Genomic DNA, 18,758 nt, shown 5'->3' on the forward strand with positions numbered 1-18,758 from the left:
GCCGTTGTCCATGCAGGATCGCAATTTTGACGATATTGCTGAAAAATTTGCGCGTAATATTTACGGCACCACGAAAGGCAAAATCCGCCAGGCGGTGGTTTGGCAGGATCTGACCGGGCTGCTGGCACAGTTGCCGCAGCGGCCGCTGCGCATCCTCGACGCCGGGGGCGGTGAAGGCCATATGGCCTGCCAGCTGGCAGAATTAGGACATCAGGTGTTGTTGTGCGATCTTTCTGGTGAGATGATCCAGCGCGCCGCGCAGCTGGCGGAGCAGAAAGGTGTGAGCCAGAACATGCAATTCGTACAAAGTTCTGCGCAGGATATCGCTCAACATTTGGAACAGCCGGTTGATCTGATATTGTTTCATGCAGTGCTTGAATGGATCGCCGAGCCCAAAGCGGCGCTGCAGGCGTTGTATGACTGCCTGACGCCGGGCGGCGCGCTGTCGCTGATGTTCTTCAACGCCAACGGCCTCTTGATGCGCAACGTGGTGTTGGGTAATTTCCAACTGGTGGATCCCGAGGTCAGACGGCGCCGCAAACGTTCGCTGTCGCCGCAATATCCGCACGATCCGCTATTGGTCTACGGTTGGCTGGAACAGCTGGGCATGCGCATCGGCGGCAAAACCGGCGTGCGGGTGTTCCACGACTATCTGCAGAGCAGACAGCTGCAAACACAAAAATTTGAAGAGTTACTGGCGCTTGAACAGCACTATTGCCGGCAGGAGCCGTACGTGAGTTTGGGGCGCTATATTCACGTCATGGCGCATAAACCAAACCTGAAGGACGAACTATGAGTGAATTTTCCCAGACAGTACCCGAACTGGTCGCCTGGGCACGGAAAAATGATTTCTCTATTTCGCTCCCTACGGAGCGTCTCGCATTTCTGCTCGCCATCGCCACTCTGAACGGCGAGCGGCTGGACGGCGAGATGAGCGAAGGTGAGCTGGTTGATGCATTTCGCCATGTCAGCAAGGGTTTTGAACAGACGCATGAAACGGTGGCGATGCGCGCCAACAATGCGATCAACGACATGGTGCGCCAGCGCCTGTTGAACCGCTTTACCAGCGAACTGGCGGACGGCAACGCGATTTACCGCCTCACACCGCTGGGGATTGGCATTACCGATTACTATATTCGCCAACGCGAATTCTCCACGCTGCGTCTGTCGATGCAGCTGTCGATCGTGGCGCAGGAACTCAAGCGCGCCGCCGACGCCGCCGACGAGGGCGGCGACGATTTCCATTGGCACCGCAACGTGTTCGCGCCGTTGAAATATTCGGTGGCGGAAATCTTCGACAGCATCGACATGACCCAACGCGTGATGGACGAGCAGCAGCAGAGCGTGAAAAACGACATCGCGGCGCTGCTGAGCAAAGACTGGCGGGCGGCGATCTCCAGCTGTGAGATGCTGCTGTCGGAAACCTCGGGCACCCTGCGCGAGCTGCAGGATACGCTGGATGCGGCGGGCGATAAGCTGCAGGCCAACCTGCTGCGCATCCAGGACGCGACCCTCGGCAACGTGGAGCTGGGCTTCGTCGACAAGCTGGTGTTCGATCTGCAAAGCAAACTGGATCGCATCATCAGCTGGGGCCAGCAGGCGATCGACCTGTGGATCGGCTACGATCGCCACGTACATAAATTTATCCGTACCGCTATCGATATGGATAAAAACCGCGTGTTCGCTCAACGCCTGCGCCAGTCGGTGCAAACCTATTTCGACCACCCGTGGGCATTGACCCATGCCAATGCCGATCGTCTGCTGGACATGCGCGACGAAGAACTGGCGCTGCGCAGTGAGGAAGTGACCGGGGAACTGCCGCCGGATCTGGAGTTCGAAGAGTTCAGCGAAATTCGCGAACAGCTGGCGGCAATGATCGAAGAGGCGCTGAAGGTGTATCAAGAACAGCAGATGCCGCTCAATCTGGCAGCGGTGATGCGCGATTATCTGGCGCAATATCCGCGTGCGCGTCATTTTGACGTGGCACGTTTAGTGGTCGACCAGGCAGTACGCCTCGGTGTGGCTGAAGCAGATTTCTCAGGGTTGCCGGCGGAATGGCAGGCAATCAATGATTACGGAGCCAAGGTCCAGGCCCATGTCATCGACAAATATTGAACAAGTAATGCCAGTCAAACTGGCCAAGGCGCTGTCCAACTCGCTGTTTCCGGCGCTGGACAGCCAACTGCGCGCGGGTCGTCACATCGGTATCGATGAGCTGGACAACCACGCCTTTTTAATGGATTTCCAGGATGAGCTGGAAGAATTTTACAACCGTTACAGCGTCGAGCTGATTCGGGCGCCGGAAGGTTTCTTCTATTTGCGCCCGCGCTCCACCACGCTGATCCCTCGTTCGGTGTTGTCCGAGCTGGATATGATGGTCGGTAAAATCTTGTGCTACCTGTACCTCAGCCCCGAGCGCCTGGCGCATGAGGGCATTTTCAGCCATCAGGAGCTGTACGACGAGCTGCTGAGCCTGGCCGATGAGACCAAGCTGCTGAAGTTCGTCAACCAGCGCTCCACCGGATCGGATCTCGATCGGCAGAAACTGCACGAAAAGGTGCGCACCTCGCTGAACCGCCTGCGCCGTCTCGGCATGGTTTACTTCATGGGCAATGACAGCAGCAAATTCCGCATTACCGAGGCGGTGTTCCGCTTCGGCGCCGATGTGCGCAGCGGTGACGATCCGCGTGAAGCGCAGCTGCGCATGATTCGCGATGGCGAGGCGATGCCGGTTGAAACCAGTCTGTCGCTGAACGATGAGAATGAGGCTGAGGATCAGCAGGTTGATAACGCTCCTGACGGTGCAGAGGATGAACAGGAATGATTGAACGCGGTAAATTTCGCTCGCTGACGCTGGTTAACTGGAACGGCTTCTTCGCCCGCACCTTTGATCTGGATGAGCTGGTGACCACGCTGTCCGGCGGTAACGGGGCCGGTAAATCCACCACCATGGCGGCCTTCGTCACCGCACTGATCCCCGATCTGACGCTGCTGCACTTCCGTAACACCACCGAAGCGGGCGCTACCAGTGGCTCGCGCGATAAAGGTCTGCACGGCAAGCTGCGCGCCGGCGTGTGCTACTCGACCCTCGACGTCGTCAACTCGCGCCACCAGCGCGTGGTGGTGGGTGTACGTCTGCAGCAGGTGGCGGGGCGCGATCGCAAGGTCGACATCAAACCGTTCACCATCCAGGGGCTGCCGACCGCAGTGCAGCCGACCGAGCTGCTGACCCAGACTGTGGGTGAGCGCCAGGCGCGAGTGCTGTCGCTGCAGGAGCTGAAGGATCGCGTGGAAGAGATGGAAGGAGTGCAGTTCAAGCAGTTCAACTCCATCACCGATTACCACTCGCTGATGTTCGATCTGGGCGTGATCCCGAAACGCCTGCGTTCGTCCGCCGATCGCAGCAAATTCTACCGTCTGATTGAAGCGTCGCTGTACGGCGGTATTTCCAGCGCCATCACCCGCTCGCTGCGCGATTACCTGTTGCCGGAAAACAGCGGCGTGCGCAAGGCGTTCCAGGACATGGAAGCGGCGCTGCGCGAAAACCGCATGACGCTGGAAGCGATCCGCGTCACCCAGTCGGACCGCGACCTGTTCAAGCATTTGATCTCCGAGGCTACCTCGTATGTGGCGGCGGACTATATGCGCCACGCCAACGAACGCCGCATCCACCTGGATGGCGCGCTGGCGCTGCGCAGCGATCTGTTGGGCAGCCGCAAACAGCTGGCCGCCGAACAGTATCGCCATGTGGAAATGGCGCGCGAGCTGAGCGAACAGAGCGGCGCCGAATCCGATTTGGAAACCGATTACCAGGCCGCCAGCGACCACCTGAATCTGGTGCAGACGGCGATGCGTCAGCAGGAGAAGATCGAACGCTATGAAGCCGATCTGGAAGAGCTGACCTACCGTCTGGAAGAGCAGAACGAAGTGGTGGCCGAGGCGAGCGAGCAACAGGCCGAAAACGAAGCACGCGCCGAAGCGGCCGAGCTGGAAGTGGACGAGCTGAAGAGTCAGCTGGCCGACTACCAGCAGGCGCTCGACGTGCAGCAGACCCGCGCCATTCAGTACCAGCAGGCGCTGCAGGCGTTGGAGCGCGCGCGCGCGCTGTGCCAATTGCCGGATCTGACCGCCGATAACGCCGAACAGTGGCTGGACACCTTCCAGGCCCGTGAGCAGGAAGCGACCGAGGCGCTGCTGATGCTGGAACAGAAGCTGAGTGTGGCCGACGCCGCGCACGGCCAGTTCGAGCAGGCCTACCAGTTGGTGGGGAAAATCGCCGGCCAGGTCAGCCGCAGCGAAGCCTGGCAGTGCGCGCGCGAATTGCTGCGCGACTGGCCTTCGCAGCAGCACCTCGCCGAGCGCGTTCAGCCGCTGCGCCTGCGCCTGAGCGAACTGGAACAGCGCCTGCGCTCGCAGCAGGACGCCGAGCGCCTGCTGCAAGAGTTTTGCAAACGCCATGGCCAAGAGTACCAGCCTGACGATCTCGATATGCTGCAGCAGGAGCTGGAAGAGCGCCTGGAAGCGCTGTCGCAGAACGTCAGCGAAGCCGGTGAACGCCGCATGGAGATGCGCCAGGAACTGGAGCAGATCCAGCAGCGCATCCGTGAGCTGACGGCGCGTGCGCCGGTGTGGCTGGCGGCGCAGGACGCCCTGAGCCAGCTCAGCGATCAGAGCGGAGAGCCGCTGGAAAACAGCCAGCAGGTGACCGAATACATGCAGCAGCTGCTGGAGCGCGAGCGTGAAACCACCGTCGAACGCGACGAAGTGGCGGCCCGCAAACGTGAAGTGGAAGCGCAAATCGAGCGTCTCAGCCAGCCGGGCGGCGCGGAAGATCAACGCCTGGTCACGCTGGCCGAACGTTTCGGCGGCGTGCTGCTGTCGGAAATTTACGATGACGTCACCATCGACGACGCGCCTTACTTCTCGGCGCTGTACGGCCCTTCGCGCCACGCCATCGTGGTGCCGGATCTGTCGCTGGTGCGCGAGATGCTGGAAGGGTTGGAAGATTGCCCGGAAGATCTCTATCTGATCGAAGGGGATCCGCAGTCGTTCGATGACAGCGTGTTCGCCGTCGAAGAGCAGGAAAAAGCGGTGGTGGTGAAGATCGCCGATCGCCAGTGGCGTTACTCCCGTTATCCTGAAGTGCCGTTGTTCGGCCGCGCGGCGCGCGAAAACCGTCTGGAAGTGCTGCACGCCGAGCGTGAAACGCTGGCAGAGCGCTACGCCACGCTGTCGTTCGACGTACAGAAAACCCAACGCTCGCACCAGGCTTTCAGCCGCTTTATCGGTACCCATCTGGCGGTGGCATTCGACGCCGACCCGGAAGCGGAGATCCGCAGCCTGAACGCCCGTCGTGGCGAGATCGAACGTGCGCTGAACAATCACGAAGCGCAGAACCAGCAGCAGCGTCAGCAGTACGATCAGGCCAAAGAGGGCATTTCCGCGCTCAACCGCCTGATGCCGCTGGTGTCGTTGCTGAACGATGAAACCTTGCAGGATCGCGTCGACGAGATCCGCGAAGAGCTGGAAGAAGCGCAGGATGCCGCGCGTCATATTCAGCAGCACGGCGTGTCGCTGACCAAGCTGGAACCGCTGCTGTCGGTGCTGCAGAGCGATCCGCAGCAGCATGAACAGCTGCAGCAGGACTACGCGCAGGCGCAAAGCGTGCAGCGTCAGGCTAAACAGCAGGCGTTCGCGTTGACTGAAGTGGTGCAGCGCCGTGCGCACTTCAGCTATACCGATTCCGCCGGCATGCAGAATGCCAACAACGATCTCAACGACAAGCTGCGCCAGCGTCTGGAGCAGGCGGAAGCCGAACGCGCCCGCGCCCGTGAGCAGCTGCGTCAGTATCAAACCCAGTTCACCCAGTACAGCCAGGTGCTGGCCTCGCTGAAAAGCTCGTACGACGCCAAGCGCGACATGCTGAAAGAGCTGAGCCAGGAGCTGGTGGATATCGGCGTGCAGGCCGACGCCAATGCCGAAGCGCGCGCCCGCGCGCGTCGCGACGAACTGCATGCGGCGCTGAGCAACAACCGCGCTCGCCGCAATCAGCTGGAGAAACAGCTGACCTTCTGCGAAGCCGAAATGGACGGCCTGCAGAAGAAACTGCGCAAGCTGGAACGCGATTATCATCAGCTGCGCGAGCAGGTGGTGACCGCCAAGGCAGGTTGGTGCGCGGTGATGCGCCTGGTGAAAGACAACGGCGTGGAACGCCGCCTGCACCGCCGCGAGCTGGCGTATATGGATGGCGACGAGCTGCGCTCGATGTCGGATAAGGCGCTCGGCGCGCTGCGTCTGGCCGTGGCGGATAACGAGCATCTGCGTGACGTGCTGCGCCTGTCGGAAGATCCTAAGCGGCCGGAGCGTAAGATTCAGTTCTATATCGCGGTGTACCAGCACCTGCGCGAGCGCATCCGTCAGGACATCATCCGCACCGACGATCCGGTCGAGGCCATCGAGCAGATGGAGATCGAGCTGGGCCGTCTGACCGAAGAGCTGACCGCGCGCGAGCAGAAGCTGGCGATCAGTTCGAAAAGCGTGGCCAACATCATTCGCAAAACCATTCAGCGCGAACAGAACCGCATTCGCATGCTGAACCAGGGGCTGCAGGCCGTTGCCTTCGGCCAGGTGAAGAGCGTGCGCCTGAACGTCAATGTGCGCGAAGCGCACGCCACCCTGTTGGACGTGCTCTCCGAGCAGCAGGAACAGCATCAGGATCTGTTTAACAGCAACCGACTGACCTTCTCCGAAGCGTTGGCCAAGCTGTACCAGCGCCTGAATCCGCAGATCGACATGGGGCAGCGCACGCCACAGACCATCGGTGAGGAGTTGCTGGATTACCGCAACTACCTGGAGATGGAGGTAGAGGTGTACCGGGGATCCGACGGATGGCTACGTGCGGAAAGCGGCGCGTTGTCTACCGGTGAAGCCATCGGTACCGGGATGTCAATCCTGGTGATGGTGGTGCAGAGCTGGGAAGAAGAGTCTCGCCGCCTGCGCGGCAAAGACATTTCGCCGTGCCGCCTGCTGTTCCTCGATGAAGCGGCGCGTTTGGATGCCAAGTCGATCGCCACGCTGTTCGAACTGTGCGATCGTCTGGAGATGCAGCTGATCATCGCGGCGCCGGAAAACATCAGTCCGGAGAAGGGCACCACCTATAAACTGGTGCGTAAGGTGTTCCAGAACCACGAGCATGTGCACGTGGTGGGGCTGCGCGGCTTTGCCAGTGAGCCGCCGGCGCTGGGTGCTGCGCCGGTCGAAACGCCGTAGCGCAGAAAAACGCCCTAAAAATCCGAAAATAGCCGCCGCAGGGTGGCTATTTTTTTGTGCGCGTGGATGATAGTCCTGCTTTTTTATCCGTTGAAAAGCGGTTAGTTTAATTACATAAACAGTTATTCGACGCCCGCAGGGCGAAACGGCCTTTCTGTTTGTATACTGAAACTATATGCAGTTTTTGACGTTTTTTTTGTGAGCATACAGGGGGCAAGGGATGTTGCTTAAAAAGGGAAGCTCTCTACGACGTTTGGCGCTGAGTGGCGCTATCGCCTGTAGTCTTGTGTCGTCGTTTTCCGCATCGGCCACCGTAACGGGGTTGCCGGTGGCATCAGCAGGCATGTCCGTTGCGCAGAGCCGTTCTGAGCTGCTTGCCGCGTTGCCGCGTGGCATGGATTTGCACTATCTTTCCACGCTGGCACCGCTGTATGCGGCGAATCACATGCAGCCAATGTGGCAGGATCGCGAGGCCGTTCAGCAGTTTCAGCAGCAGCTGGCCGAACTGGCGATGTCCGGCGTTCAGCCGCAGTTTACCCAATGGGTGAAAATGTTGACCGATCCGGCGCTCAGTGAAGCGGGCCGCGATGCGGTGCTGTCCGATGCGATGCTGGGCTACTTGCAGTTCGTATCCGCCATCGGCGCCAACGGCAACAACTGGCTGTACAGCAATATTCCCTACAAGCTTGGCTTGCCGCCCACTGCGGTGATCAACCAATGGCAACTGGCGGTGCGCCAGGCGCGTACCCTGAGCTATGTGAATTCACTCGCGCCGCAGCATCCGCAATACGCCAAGATGCATCAGGCGCTGCGCGACATGCTGGCGGACAATCGTCCCTGGCCGCAGGTGGGCAGTGGCCCGAGCCTGCGCCCAGGCCAAATGAGCAACGATATCCCGGCGCTGCGTGAGATCCTGACGCGCACCGGCATGCTGGCTGCCTCTGCGCCGGAAGCGGAGCCGGAACCGGCGGTGGTCTCGGCGAAGAGTAATGAGCCCGACGACGGCGGATTGACGGTAGACGAAGAGAAAAGCCGCGTGACGGTCAGCCCATCGGCGGCGCCGGTGACGGAGTTGACTGCGGAACAGACGCCGCCGCAGGTTGGCAGCGTGGTGAGCGACAATCTCTATACCAATGAGCTGGTGGAGGGCGTCAAGCGCTTCCAGAAATGGCAGGGGCTGACGGCGGACGGCGTGATTGGCGTGCGCACCCGCGAGTGGCTGAATGTGTCACCGAAAACCCGCGCAGCGCTGTTGGCGTTGAATATCCAACGTCTGCGAATTTTACCGGGGCATGTCGGCACCGGCATTATGGTGAACATTCCCAACTACTCGCTGACCTACTATCAGAACGGCAATGAAGTGCTGTCTTCTCGCGTTATCGTTGGGCGGCCGAGCCGTAAGACGCCGCTGATGAGCAGCGCGTTGAACAACGTGGTGGTCAACCCGCCGTGGAACGTGCCGACCACCCTGGTGCGTGAGGATATCGTGCCGAAGGCGATGCGCGACGGTAACTATTTCCAGAAACATGGCTACACGGTGTTGTCGGGCTGGAGCAACGATGCGGAGGTGATCAACCCGGCGATGATTGATTGGAGCATGGTTTCTGCGCGCAATTTCCCGTATCGCGTGCGTCAGGCGCCGGGTGCCACCAACTCGCTGGGGCGCTTCAAGTTCAATATGCCGAGTTCGGATGCGATCTATCTGCACGATACCCCAAACCACAGCCTGTTCCAGAAAGACATTCGCGCACTCAGCTCCGGCTGCGTTCGGGTGAACAAAGCTTCCGATTTGGCGAATATGCTGCTGCAGGACGCCGGCTGGAACAATAGCCGAGTGTCTTCCACCCTGAAAGAAGGGAATACCACTTATGTGAATATTCGCCAGCGTATTCCCGTAAAACTGTATTATCTGACTGCCTGGGTTTCGGATGACGGCCAACCGCAATTCCGTACAGATATTTACAATTATGATAATACGGTGCGATCGGGCGCACAAATTTTGTGCTCAGGCCAAAAAATTAATGCAGTAAATGCAGTAATTATAAATAAATAACGGTCAGAATGTTTGGCTATACCGCAGGCTCCCGTAGCCGGGGGCCTGTAAACCTAGGCGTATCGCGGGTTGACTCAGCATACGCAGGCGGTTATGGTTCGGACAGTGCGCTGCTTTGTGCATTTATTTTGACATTCTTGCCGGGTTTAACAGAGTCATGGACAAAATTGATCATCACCGCCGTAAATGGCTGGCGCTAGGTGGCGCTGCTATGGGCATAGCGCTGCTTCCAGGGCAGGCATTTGCCAGTCTTTCCACCGCTCGACCGCGTATTTTAGTGCTGAACAACCTGAATACCGGTGAATCTATTAAAGCCGAATTCTTTGACGGCAAAGGTTACAATAAAGAAGAGTTGGTAAGACTCAATCATTTGTTCCGCGATTATCGCGCCAACAAGGTTAAATCGATCGATCCCCGCTTGTTTGATCATCTCTATCGTCTGCAGGGGCTGCTGGGCACCAGCAAGCCGGTGCAGCTGATCTCCGGATACCGTTCCGTAGACACCAACAACGAACTGCGTGCGCATAGCCGCGGTGTGGCCAAGCACAGCTACCACACCAAAGGCCAGGCGATGGATTTCCATATCGAAGGTATCCAATTGAGTAATATCCGTAAAGCGGCGTTAAAAATGCGCGCCGGTGGTGTAGGATATTACCCACGTAGCAACTTCGTACATATCGATACCGGCCCGGTTCGGACCTGGTAATCGCTGTGCCATCAGTGAATAACGCCGCTCCTTGCAGATGCGGCGTTATTGTCGTTGGAGCCTTATGAAATACCATCTTATTCCCGTTACCGCCTTTAGCCAGAACTGCAGCCTGATCTGGTGTGAAAACACGCAGCAGGCGGCGTTGGTCGATCCCGGCGGTGAAGCGGAAAAAATCAAAGCGGAAGTCGCGCGGCTGGGGGTGACGATCACCCAGATCTTGCTGACTCACGGCCATTTGGATCACGTCGGTGCGGCAGCAGAGCTGGCTGACCATTATCAGGTGCCAATCTATGGCCCGGATAAAGAAGACGCGTTTTGGCTGGACGGCTTGCCGGCGCAGAGCCGGATGTTTGGGTTGGAAGAGTGCGCGCCGCTGACGCCGACCCGCTGGCTGTCGGAAGGCGATGAGATGCAGGTGGGCGAGATGACGCTCAAGGTGCTGCACTGTCCAGGGCATACGCCGGGCCACATCGTCTTTATCAATGAGCAGGCGCGTTTGGCGCTGGTGGGCGACGTGCTGTTTAACGGCGGCGTGGGGCGCAGCGACTTCCCGCGCGGTGACCATCAGGCGCTGATTGCATCTATTCGCACCAAGTTGCTGCCGTTAGGTGACGATATGCGTTTTATTCCAGGCCACGGCCCGATGTCGACCTTCGGCCACGAGCGGCAGACCAATCCATTCCTGCGCGAAGAGCCGGCGGTGTGGTAACGATTATTTCCTGGCAGAAATAATCAAGGGGCGCATTAGCGCTCCTTGAGGTAATTAACAAAACTGATGGTGTTGCCAAGCCTACAGAAGGCAACTTATAAAAAATAAGGAAAATCAATTTATTGATTTTCGGCTGATAACAACAAAGGAGGAAAAACCACGTTTTTTCCTCCTTTGCCAACAGTTTGAAGGGGCGCATTAGCGCCCCTTTTTATGACCTGCGTCGATGCTTTTAGAGCACGGCGACGATGGCTTCACACAGCGGCGCCATGTTGTCCGGCGTCATGCCGGCCACGTTCACACGGCCCGAGTTCACGGCGTAGACGCCGAACTCTTCGCGCAGACGCAGCACCTGTTCTTTGGTCAGGCCGCTGAACGAGAACATGCCGTTCTGCTGGATGATGAAGCTGAAGTCCTGCTGCGCGCCTTTCTCCTGCAGGGTGTTCACAAACAGTTGACGCATGCGGTGAATACGCTGGCGCATGTCGGTCAGTTCCTGCTCCCACATCGCGCGCAGCGCGTCGTTGCCCAGAATGGTAGCGACCACGGCGGCACCGTGTGACGGCGGGTTGGAATAGTTGGCGCGAATCGCCGCTTTCACCTGGCTGAAGGCGCGATCGGCGGTTTCGGCATCGGCAGCCACAATGGTGCAAGCGCCGACGCGCTCATTGTACAGACCGAAGTTTTTCGAGTAGGAACTGGCGACGATCAGCTCTTTATGTTTGGCGGCGAAAATACGCAGGCCCTGCGCATCCTCTTCCAGTCCATTGGCGAAGCCCTGATAAGCGAAGTCGAACAGCGGCAGCCAGCCGTTGGCGACGGAAAGTTCGGCCAGCTGCGCCCACTGCTCCGGCGTTGGATCGATACCGGTCGGGTTATGGCAGCAGCCGTGGAACAGCACCACATCGCCGGCCTGCGCCTGTTTCAGGCTGTTCAGCAGGCCGTCGAAATCCAACGCGTGGTTGGCGGCGTCGTAGTAGGCGTATTCCAGCACTTCCAGGCCTACGGCGCTAAAGACGTTCTTGTGGTTCGGCCAGCTTGGGTTGCTGATCCAGATGCGTTTGGCGCTGGTCTGGTTAGCGATAAAGTCTGCCGCCACGCGCAGGCCGCCGGTGCCGCCTGGCGTCTGTGCGGTGCGCGCGCGACGATCGGCGACGATCGGACTCTCTTTGCCGAACAACAGCTCTTGCGTGCAGCTGGCGAACGCTGGGATGCCCTCAATACCGAGATAGTTTTTGGTGGTCTCATTTTCCAGCAGATACTGCTCAGCTTTTTTTACGCTGGTCAGCACCGGGGTTTTACCGGTTTCGTCTTTATAAACGCCAATCCCTAAATTGATTTTGTTCGGGCGGGCGTCGGCGCGGAAAATATCGGTCAGGCCCAGGATCGGGTCGGCGGGTGCGGCAGTGATTTTTTCAAACATGTCAGGTGCTTCCAAATCTCGGTGTTAAGCAGACAGAAGCATCAGGGTAGCGCCAGTTATCGGCTTTGCCAACCGTTTGCGACAAAAACACCGCGATCTTGTGAAGGGGGTGTGTTAGACAGAAAAAATGATGGGGAAGGGGAAATTGGCAGGATAAAAAGTTACCGGCTGACACAAATAAAAACAGGGCCGAAGCCCTGTTTTTTAACTTAGCCGACGGTGAACCGCCGTTAAGCGAGACAACTTAGAACTGGTATACCAGACCAACGGCTACGATATCGTCAGTAGCGATGCCGGCTGCTTTGGTGAACGCGTTGTCATCCAGCAGGTTGATTTTGTAATCAACGTAGGTGGACATGTTTTTGTTGAAGTAGTAAGTGGTACCAACAGAAACATATTTAACCAGATCTTGGTCAGAACCCGCGCCTGGGACGTTCATGTTCTTACCTTTAGACTGCAGGTAAGACACTTCTGGGCGCAGACCGAAGTCGAACTGGTACTGAGCGGTCACTTCGAAGTTCTGAGTTTTGCTGGCGAAACCGCCGCAGCTGTTGTTCTGAGTGTCAGCACAAGAGGTGGTGCCATCTTTCAGCGAGTTGTTGCCGCCGTAAGGAGTCATGTTGCGGGTTTCTGCGTACATGGCCGCCAGGTAAACGTTGTTGGCGTCGTATTTCGCGCCCACGGTCCATGCATCAGCCTTGTCGCCACGCTCGTTGGATTTGTTTTTCTGGGCATCGGTACGGTTAGAAGATGCGTATGCTGCACCGAAGCTGATGCCTTCGCCGATGTCATAAGTAGAGGAGATACCCCAGCCGTCGCCGTTCTGTTTCTTAATGTCACGACCGTCGTTCTGATTTTTGCCCTGGTATTGCAGAGCGAAGTTCAGACCGTCAACCAGACCGAAGAAGTTGTTGTTACGATAGGTCGCAACGCCGTTGGTACGGCCGGTCATGAAGTTGTCGGAATTGGTGTAAGTATCGCCACCGAACTCTGGCAGCATGTCGGTCCAGCCTTCCACGTCGTACAGTACGCCGTAGTTACGGCCGTAGTCGAAGGAACCGTAGTCAGCAAATTTCAGACCGGCGAAGCCCAGACGGGTTTTGGTGCCTTCGGTGCCCTGAGACTCGGAGTGGTTGGACTGAACGTTGTATTCCCACTGGCCGTAACCGGTCAGTTGGTCAGTAATCTGGGTTTCACCTTTGAAGCCAAAACGAACATAGGTCTGATCGCCATCATTACCTTTGTCTTTGGAGAAGTAGTGCAGACCGTCAACTTTGCCGTACAGATCCAGCTTGTTGCCGTCTTTGTTGTAGATTTCAGCTGCGTTTGCTGCACCAGCAGCCAACAGAGCCGGGATTACCACTGCAAGAATGTTGCGCTTCATCATTATTACCCTCATTGGTGTTATTCGGACACCTTTGCCACTGCCGCCAATAATTCTTTGGGAACTATTGTTGATAGATTGGTGTCGTCCTGTGTCTGAACGCAGTGTTCCATTCACAGGCGGGTTAATCTAGGACGAAAATGATACCAATGTCCCAATCAGGTTGCAAAAGGAAAGTATGTGTAACTAAATGTAATTTTTCGGGAACTTTGTGATGTGCGTCAATATTAAAAAATGCGAAAGGCCAGCGATGCTGGCCTTTGTTTTGTAACGAAATCGTTTAAAAAACGGTTGATCGTATAAATTAGAAGCTTGCGTTACGTGGCGTGCGAGGGAATGGAATCACATCGCGCACGTTTTGCACGCCGGTGACATAGGCGATTAAACGTTCAAAGCCCAGGCCGAAACCGGAATGCGGCACGGTGCCGTAGCGGCGCAGGTCGCGATACCACCAATAGTCTTCTTTATTCAGGCCCATCTCTTCCAGACGTTGATCGAGCACGTCGAGGCGTTCTTCACGCTGCGAGCCGCCGATGATTTCGCCGATGCCCGGCGCCAGCACGTCCATGGCCGCGACGGTTTTGCCGTCTTCGTTCATGCGCATATAGAACGCTTTGATGTCTTTCGGGTAGTTTTTCACCACCACCGGCGCCTGGAAGTGTTTCTCAGCCAGGTAACGTTCATGTTCGGAAGAGAGATCGATACCCCAGGAAACCGGGTTTTCGAAGGTTTGGCCCGAGGCCAGCAGGATCTCGATGGCGTCGGTGTAGTCCACCTGAGCGAAATCGGAAGAGACGAAACGCTCCAGACGTGCGATAGCATCTTTATCTACGCGCTCGGCGAAGAATTTCAGGTCATCGGCGCGTTCATCCAGCACCGCCTGGAACACATACTTCAGCATGCTTTCAGCCAGGCCGGCAACGTCGTCCAGCGTAGCGAAGGCCACTTCCGGTTCGATCATCCAGAACTCGGCCAAGTGGCGGCTGGTGTTGGAGTTTTCAGCGCGGAAGGTTGGGCCGAAGGTGTAAACCTTGGACAGCGCGCAGGCGTAGGTTTCGCCGTTCAGCTGGCCGGAAACGGTGAGGAAGGCTTCCTTACCGAAGAAGTCTTCGCTGAAGTCGACGGTGCCCTTGTCGGTGCGCGGCAGGTTTTCCAGATCCAGCGTGGATACGCGGAACATCTCGCCGGCGCCTTCGGTATCGGAGGCGGTGATCAGCGGGGTGGACACCCAGAAATAGCCATTTTCATGGAAGAAGCGGTGGATCGCTTGCGCCAGAGTATGACGCACGCGCGCCACGGCGCCGATCAGATTGGTGCGCGGGCGCAGGTGGGCCACTTCACGCAGGTATTCGATGCTGTGGCGTTTGGCCGCCATCGGGTAAGTGTCCGGATCGTCGACCCAGCCGACCACTTTGATCGCGGTGGCCTGCAGTTCGAAGCTCTGGCCTTCGCCCGGTGAAGCGACGACCTTGCCGGTAACTTCAACCGAGCAACCGGTCGTCAGGTGCAGCACTTCATCCTGATAATTCGGCAGAGAATTATTAACGACGGCCTGTAACGGATCAAAGCAGGAACCGTCATAGACGGCCAGGAAGGAGATACCAGCTTTTGAATCTCTCCGGGTACGTACCCAGCCGCGTACGGTGACTTCACTGTCAACCGCAGCACGACCTTGCAGTACGTCGACTACAGGCACTACGCTCATAGATTTCTCTCTTTAATAATTTGGTTTAGAAATAGCTTACAACCCAAGAATATGGGGGTAATGGCTATGTTACTTGCCGCGGTGCAGAGCACAAGCAGAAATCATCGGATTGGCGCAACATTTATCGCGGCTGGCTGAAAAGAGGGCGTTCGGGATAAAAACAAAAAAGCCGGCGCGTGAACCGGGCCGGCTTTCTTTATATATAAAGAAGGATCAGCTGGCTTTCTTCACCAGCGGCAGGTCGAAGGCTTTGCGCAAGGCCCTGACAAATGCCTGATCCTGGCAGATGGTTTTGCCGGGGCTGTCGGAGAGCTTGGCTACCGGTTTGCCTTTGCACTCGACCAGTTTGATCACGATATTCAGCGGCTTGACGCCTGGAATATCGCAGGTCAGGCGCGTGCCGATGCCGAAGCTGAGGTTGATGCGTTGGTAAAAGTGGCGATAAAGCGCCAGCGCTTTTTCCAGATCCAGGTTGTCCGAGAACACCAGCGTTTTGCTCATTGGATCTATGCCCAACGTCTGATAGTGGGCAATGGCTTTCTCACCCCACTCGACGGGATCGCCGGAATCGTGGCGCAACCCCTGATAACGCTCGGCGAATTGCGGGCCAAAGTCGCGCAGGAAGGCATCCATGGTGATACAGTCAGTGAGCGCGATGCCGAGTTGATCCGGGTATTCATCCAACCAGGCTTGCAATGCGGCGCGCTGGCTGTTGGCCAGTACCGGGCTTATTTGCTGGTGTGCCTGGAACCACTCATGCGCTTGGGTACCTACCGGTGCCAGGCCGAGCTGGTGCGCCAGATCGTAATTGCTGGTGCCCGACAGGTACGGGAACTCGGCTTGCAAAGTGCTGACGATGGCCTGCTGCACGCCCTGAGAAAAACGGCGGCGGGTGCCGAAGTCCATCAGCTTGAAGCGCGAAAGATCCAGATCGCCCGCCAGCGTCTTGAACTGTGCCAGCTTGGTCTGCAGATGTGTCACCGCCTGTTCCGGCGTCACCTGCGCAGAGCGGCGGCGATGCACCACTTCGCTGATCACCGCCAGCAGCGGGACCTCCCACATGATCACGTCGCGCCACGGTCCGGCGATGCGGATATGCAGCTTGCCGTCGCGGTTCTCGACGATCACCTGCTGCGGATCGTAACGGAACGTCCGCAGCCAGTTCAGATAATCCTGACGGAAGAAGGGCAGGCCCGAGAGATAAGCGAATTCGGCGTCGGTCAGTGCCAGCCGGCTCATCAGCGCCACCTGTGCGCGGATCTCGTCGGCATATTCGCCCAGCAGTTCGTCGCCGCGGCAGCGGAATTCCGCCGCCACGCTGATCGCGGGATAGCGATGGAACACTGCTTGCTGCATATGAAGCTTATAAGCATCGGTATCAAGCAGTGATGTCAAAATCGGGGAAGCGTATTGAGTCATAGCGCGTTACAGCATCCTCGTCAGGCGCGTGTCCAAATCCGGATAATCATAAAATTGGGGGTGGAGTATACCCGGATTATCCTGTTATTGAAGCTGCATCACACCATAAATCACCAAAGCGGGTCGAGGATTAAACGTGCCTTTATGGCGGCCTGGCGGCTGCGGGAAGGAAAAAAAGCCAGATATGCCTGTAAGGTGAATGACTTAGCCTAATTAGTCATAAAAATTATAATGTTAATTATTTTAAACAGCGAATCAGATAAACCCGACCTGAGTGTGTACGCTGACCCGATCCTTGCCGTTCTTTTTGCAAAAATAGAGCGCTTCATCTGCCTGTTTGATCGCCGCTTGCAGCGCGGTGAACGCCTTGACCGGCGCAATGCCGCAGCTGGTGGTGAAACGCACTTGCCGTCCGTCGGCCAGATTTAGCGTCAGGCGGTGAGTGCGGCTGCGCAATTGCTCCATGATGTCCCGCGCGTTGTCCAACGAACAGTTGCCCAGCAGCACCGCGAACTCTTCGCCGCCGTAGCGACAGAAAATGTCGCTGGCCCGGAATGCGCGTTGCAACAGGTGGCCGAAGGCTACCAGCGCCTGGTCACCCACGTCGTGACCGTAGCTGTCGTTGAGCTGTTTGAAATTGTCGATATCGATCAGGCAAAAGGCCTGCGGATAGCTGCCGTCGCCCAGCAGTTGGCATTCGAGGAAGAATTTACGGCGATTATAAATATTGGTGAGCGGATCGAGGAAGGAGGAAGCCTCGAGCTCTTTAATCAGCAGCTGCTTCTCACTCTCCAGCGAGATCTTGTCCAACTGATATTGCCGGAGCTGCTGAATGGCATCGCTGATGGCGATAAGTTCCCGGCTGTAGAAGGCGTCGTTGCGATCGATGTTCATCTCGCCGCGCGACAGCCGCACGATATTGTTGTGGGTTTTGGTCAGCCAGCGGTTGATATTGGTGCAGAACACCAGCGCCGGTAAAATGAACAGCAACACCACCAGGCCGGCTAGCGCGATCATGCCGTAAATGGTGGTCTGGCTGTCGTAAATCTTGTGACGCGAGGCGACGGTTTCCAGCTCGAAGCTGCGTTGATACAGCGTTTGCGAAAGCCCGCTCAGCTCATCGACATAGCGCGAGATAAGCGCTGCGGGATACGGCTTTTGGGTATTGATGGCGGTGTACAGCCCATCGGTAATTTGTTTGAGGCGCTCGGCGGACACCAGGGTGAGCAACTGATTGACGATATCGGTAGTTTGCACGTCGTCGTAGTTGATCTTCATGAAGATCAGTCGGGTGCTCAGCGCGTTCAGTACGCCAGTTAGCTGGATGGACTTCAGATAGGCGTCTTTGCGAGCGAGCGGGCTGACGTTGACGTCAATAATCTGGTCGCTTAATTCCGTCAGTGACATATTCAGCCGGTTGTTGAGACGGATGGCCTCGAGAAACATAAAGGAATCGGTATCTACCATCCGGGTATCGTAGGTGTAGCGGTAATAGCTCTTGCTGGTTTGCGAGATGTAATAGGCGCTGTTGATGTTGAACAGATTGGCGTTGGCGTTGTTGAACTGCGAAAGCTGCAGGTTGTCGTTATCCAACAGCTGTTCCATCAGGCCGATCATCGACAGCGCGGCAATTTTTTGCCGCACCCCAAGCTGCCTGGCGACCGCATCATTCAGATGTTCCCGGATCTGGGTGATTTTCTCGCGCGCTGCCCGATCGGCGGTCAAATATTGCGCGCGGGTGATTTGCGGGTCGATCAGGCTTAAACGTTTGAGGCGGTGAGCCTGCAGTGAAGCCTGAAAAGCCTCGGAGATCTCTTTGGCGCGGTCAATCTTGTACAGGTTGAGCTGGTTATCGCGGTAGTCGGTATGGGCTTCGAGCAGCTCCTCGACGATGAACAGCGAGAAGGAGGTCATCAGGCACAGGGTAAAAAAATAGATTGCGTATTTGATTTTCATAGTGCGAGTCATCCCTGGGCCTGATTCGGCAATTATACCACTATGCCGCCTGTGCCGCCTCAACTATGCCGGTGCGCCGGGATGGCGGTTTTTTAGCATTAAATGCTGATTTCTATTTAGCCATTGGTCAC

The 18,758-nt window shown here is 57.2% G+C and carries 12 protein-coding genes; 7 read left to right on the forward strand and 5 right to left on the reverse strand.

Annotated elements, in window-relative coordinates:
* The first annotated feature begins 10 nt into the window (after positions 1 to 10).
* The 7 genes from cmoM (at position 11) to EGY12_RS15490 (ending at position 10,740) form a co-directional block, all read left to right on the forward strand.
* On the forward strand, positions 11 to 796 hold the full coding sequence (gene cmoM, locus EGY12_RS15460; RefSeq protein ID WP_123894509.1) for a tRNA uridine 5-oxyacetic acid(34) methyltransferase CmoM: 786 nt from the start codon (positions 11 to 13) through the stop codon (positions 794 to 796).
* Positions 793 to 2,115 carry a chromosome partition protein MukF gene (mukF, locus tag EGY12_RS15465; RefSeq protein WP_004928228.1) on the forward strand — a complete coding sequence of 441 codons (1,323 nt, stop codon included), beginning with the start codon at positions 793 to 795 and terminating at the stop codon, positions 2,113 to 2,115. Before cmoM ends, mukF begins: the two co-directional genes overlap by 4 nt.
* On the forward strand, positions 2,096 to 2,824 hold the full coding sequence (mukE, locus tag EGY12_RS15470) for a chromosome partition protein MukE (protein ID WP_123894510.1): 729 nt from the start codon (positions 2,096 to 2,098) through the stop codon (positions 2,822 to 2,824). Before mukF ends, mukE begins: the two co-directional genes overlap by 20 nt.
* The gene (mukB, locus tag EGY12_RS15475) at positions 2,821 to 7,269 is read left to right on the forward strand and encodes a chromosome partition protein MukB (protein WP_123894511.1); all 4,449 of its coding nucleotides are present in this window, start codon (positions 2,821 to 2,823) and stop codon (positions 7,267 to 7,269) included. The genes mukE and mukB overlap by 4 nt, the downstream gene beginning before the upstream one ends.
* Positions 7,270 to 7,489: 220 nt before the next feature.
* Complete coding sequence (ldtD, locus tag EGY12_RS15480) at positions 7,490 to 9,322, forward strand: L,D-transpeptidase (protein WP_123894512.1); 1,833 nt, start codon at positions 7,490 to 7,492, stop codon at positions 9,320 to 9,322.
* Positions 9,323 to 9,479: 157 nt separating this feature from the next.
* Positions 9,480 to 10,028, forward strand: coding sequence for a YcbK family protein (locus EGY12_RS15485; protein WP_025302289.1), 549 nt, complete (start codon positions 9,480 to 9,482; stop codon positions 10,026 to 10,028).
* Between the two features lie 64 nt (positions 10,029 to 10,092).
* Positions 10,093 to 10,740, forward strand: coding sequence for an MBL fold metallo-hydrolase (locus tag EGY12_RS15490; protein WP_049200421.1), 648 nt, complete (start codon positions 10,093 to 10,095; stop codon positions 10,738 to 10,740).
* Positions 10,741 to 10,972: 232 nt separating this feature from the next.
* Here the strand turns inward: EGY12_RS15490 and EGY12_RS15500 are convergent, their stop codons facing one another.
* The 5 genes from EGY12_RS15500 to EGY12_RS15520 all read right to left on the reverse strand — a co-directional run bounded on the left by EGY12_RS15500 (position 10,973) and on the right by EGY12_RS15520 (position 18,627).
* Entirely contained in the window at positions 10,973 to 12,163 is a 1,191-nt protein-coding gene (locus tag EGY12_RS15500) for an amino acid aminotransferase (protein WP_033642574.1), read from the reverse strand.
* A gap of 244 nt (positions 12,164 to 12,407) precedes the next feature.
* On the reverse strand, positions 12,408 to 13,550 hold the full coding sequence (ompC, locus tag EGY12_RS15505; RefSeq protein ID WP_305792266.1) for a porin OmpC: 1,143 nt from the start codon (positions 13,548 to 13,550) through the stop codon (positions 12,408 to 12,410).
* A 301-nt stretch (positions 13,551 to 13,851) separates the two neighbouring features.
* Positions 13,852 to 15,252 carry an asparagine--tRNA ligase gene (asnS, locus tag EGY12_RS15510; protein ID WP_033642576.1) on the reverse strand — a complete coding sequence of 467 codons (1,401 nt, stop codon included), beginning with the start codon at positions 15,250 to 15,252 and terminating at the stop codon, positions 13,852 to 13,854.
* Between the two features lie 213 nt (positions 15,253 to 15,465).
* Entirely contained in the window at positions 15,466 to 16,671 is a 1,206-nt protein-coding gene (pncB, locus tag EGY12_RS15515; RefSeq protein ID WP_123894514.1) for a nicotinate phosphoribosyltransferase, read from the reverse strand.
* 255 nt (positions 16,672 to 16,926) lie between these two features.
* The gene (locus EGY12_RS15520) at positions 16,927 to 18,627 is read right to left on the reverse strand and encodes a GGDEF domain-containing protein (RefSeq protein ID WP_123894515.1); all 1,701 of its coding nucleotides are present in this window, start codon (positions 18,625 to 18,627) and stop codon (positions 16,927 to 16,929) included.
* Between the last annotated feature and the right edge of the window lie 131 nt (positions 18,628 to 18,758).

Origin of the sequence: Serratia sp. FDAARGOS_506 (assembly GCF_003812745.1) — a bacterium.
Taxonomy (GTDB): Bacteria; Pseudomonadota; Gammaproteobacteria; order Enterobacterales; family Enterobacteriaceae; genus Serratia.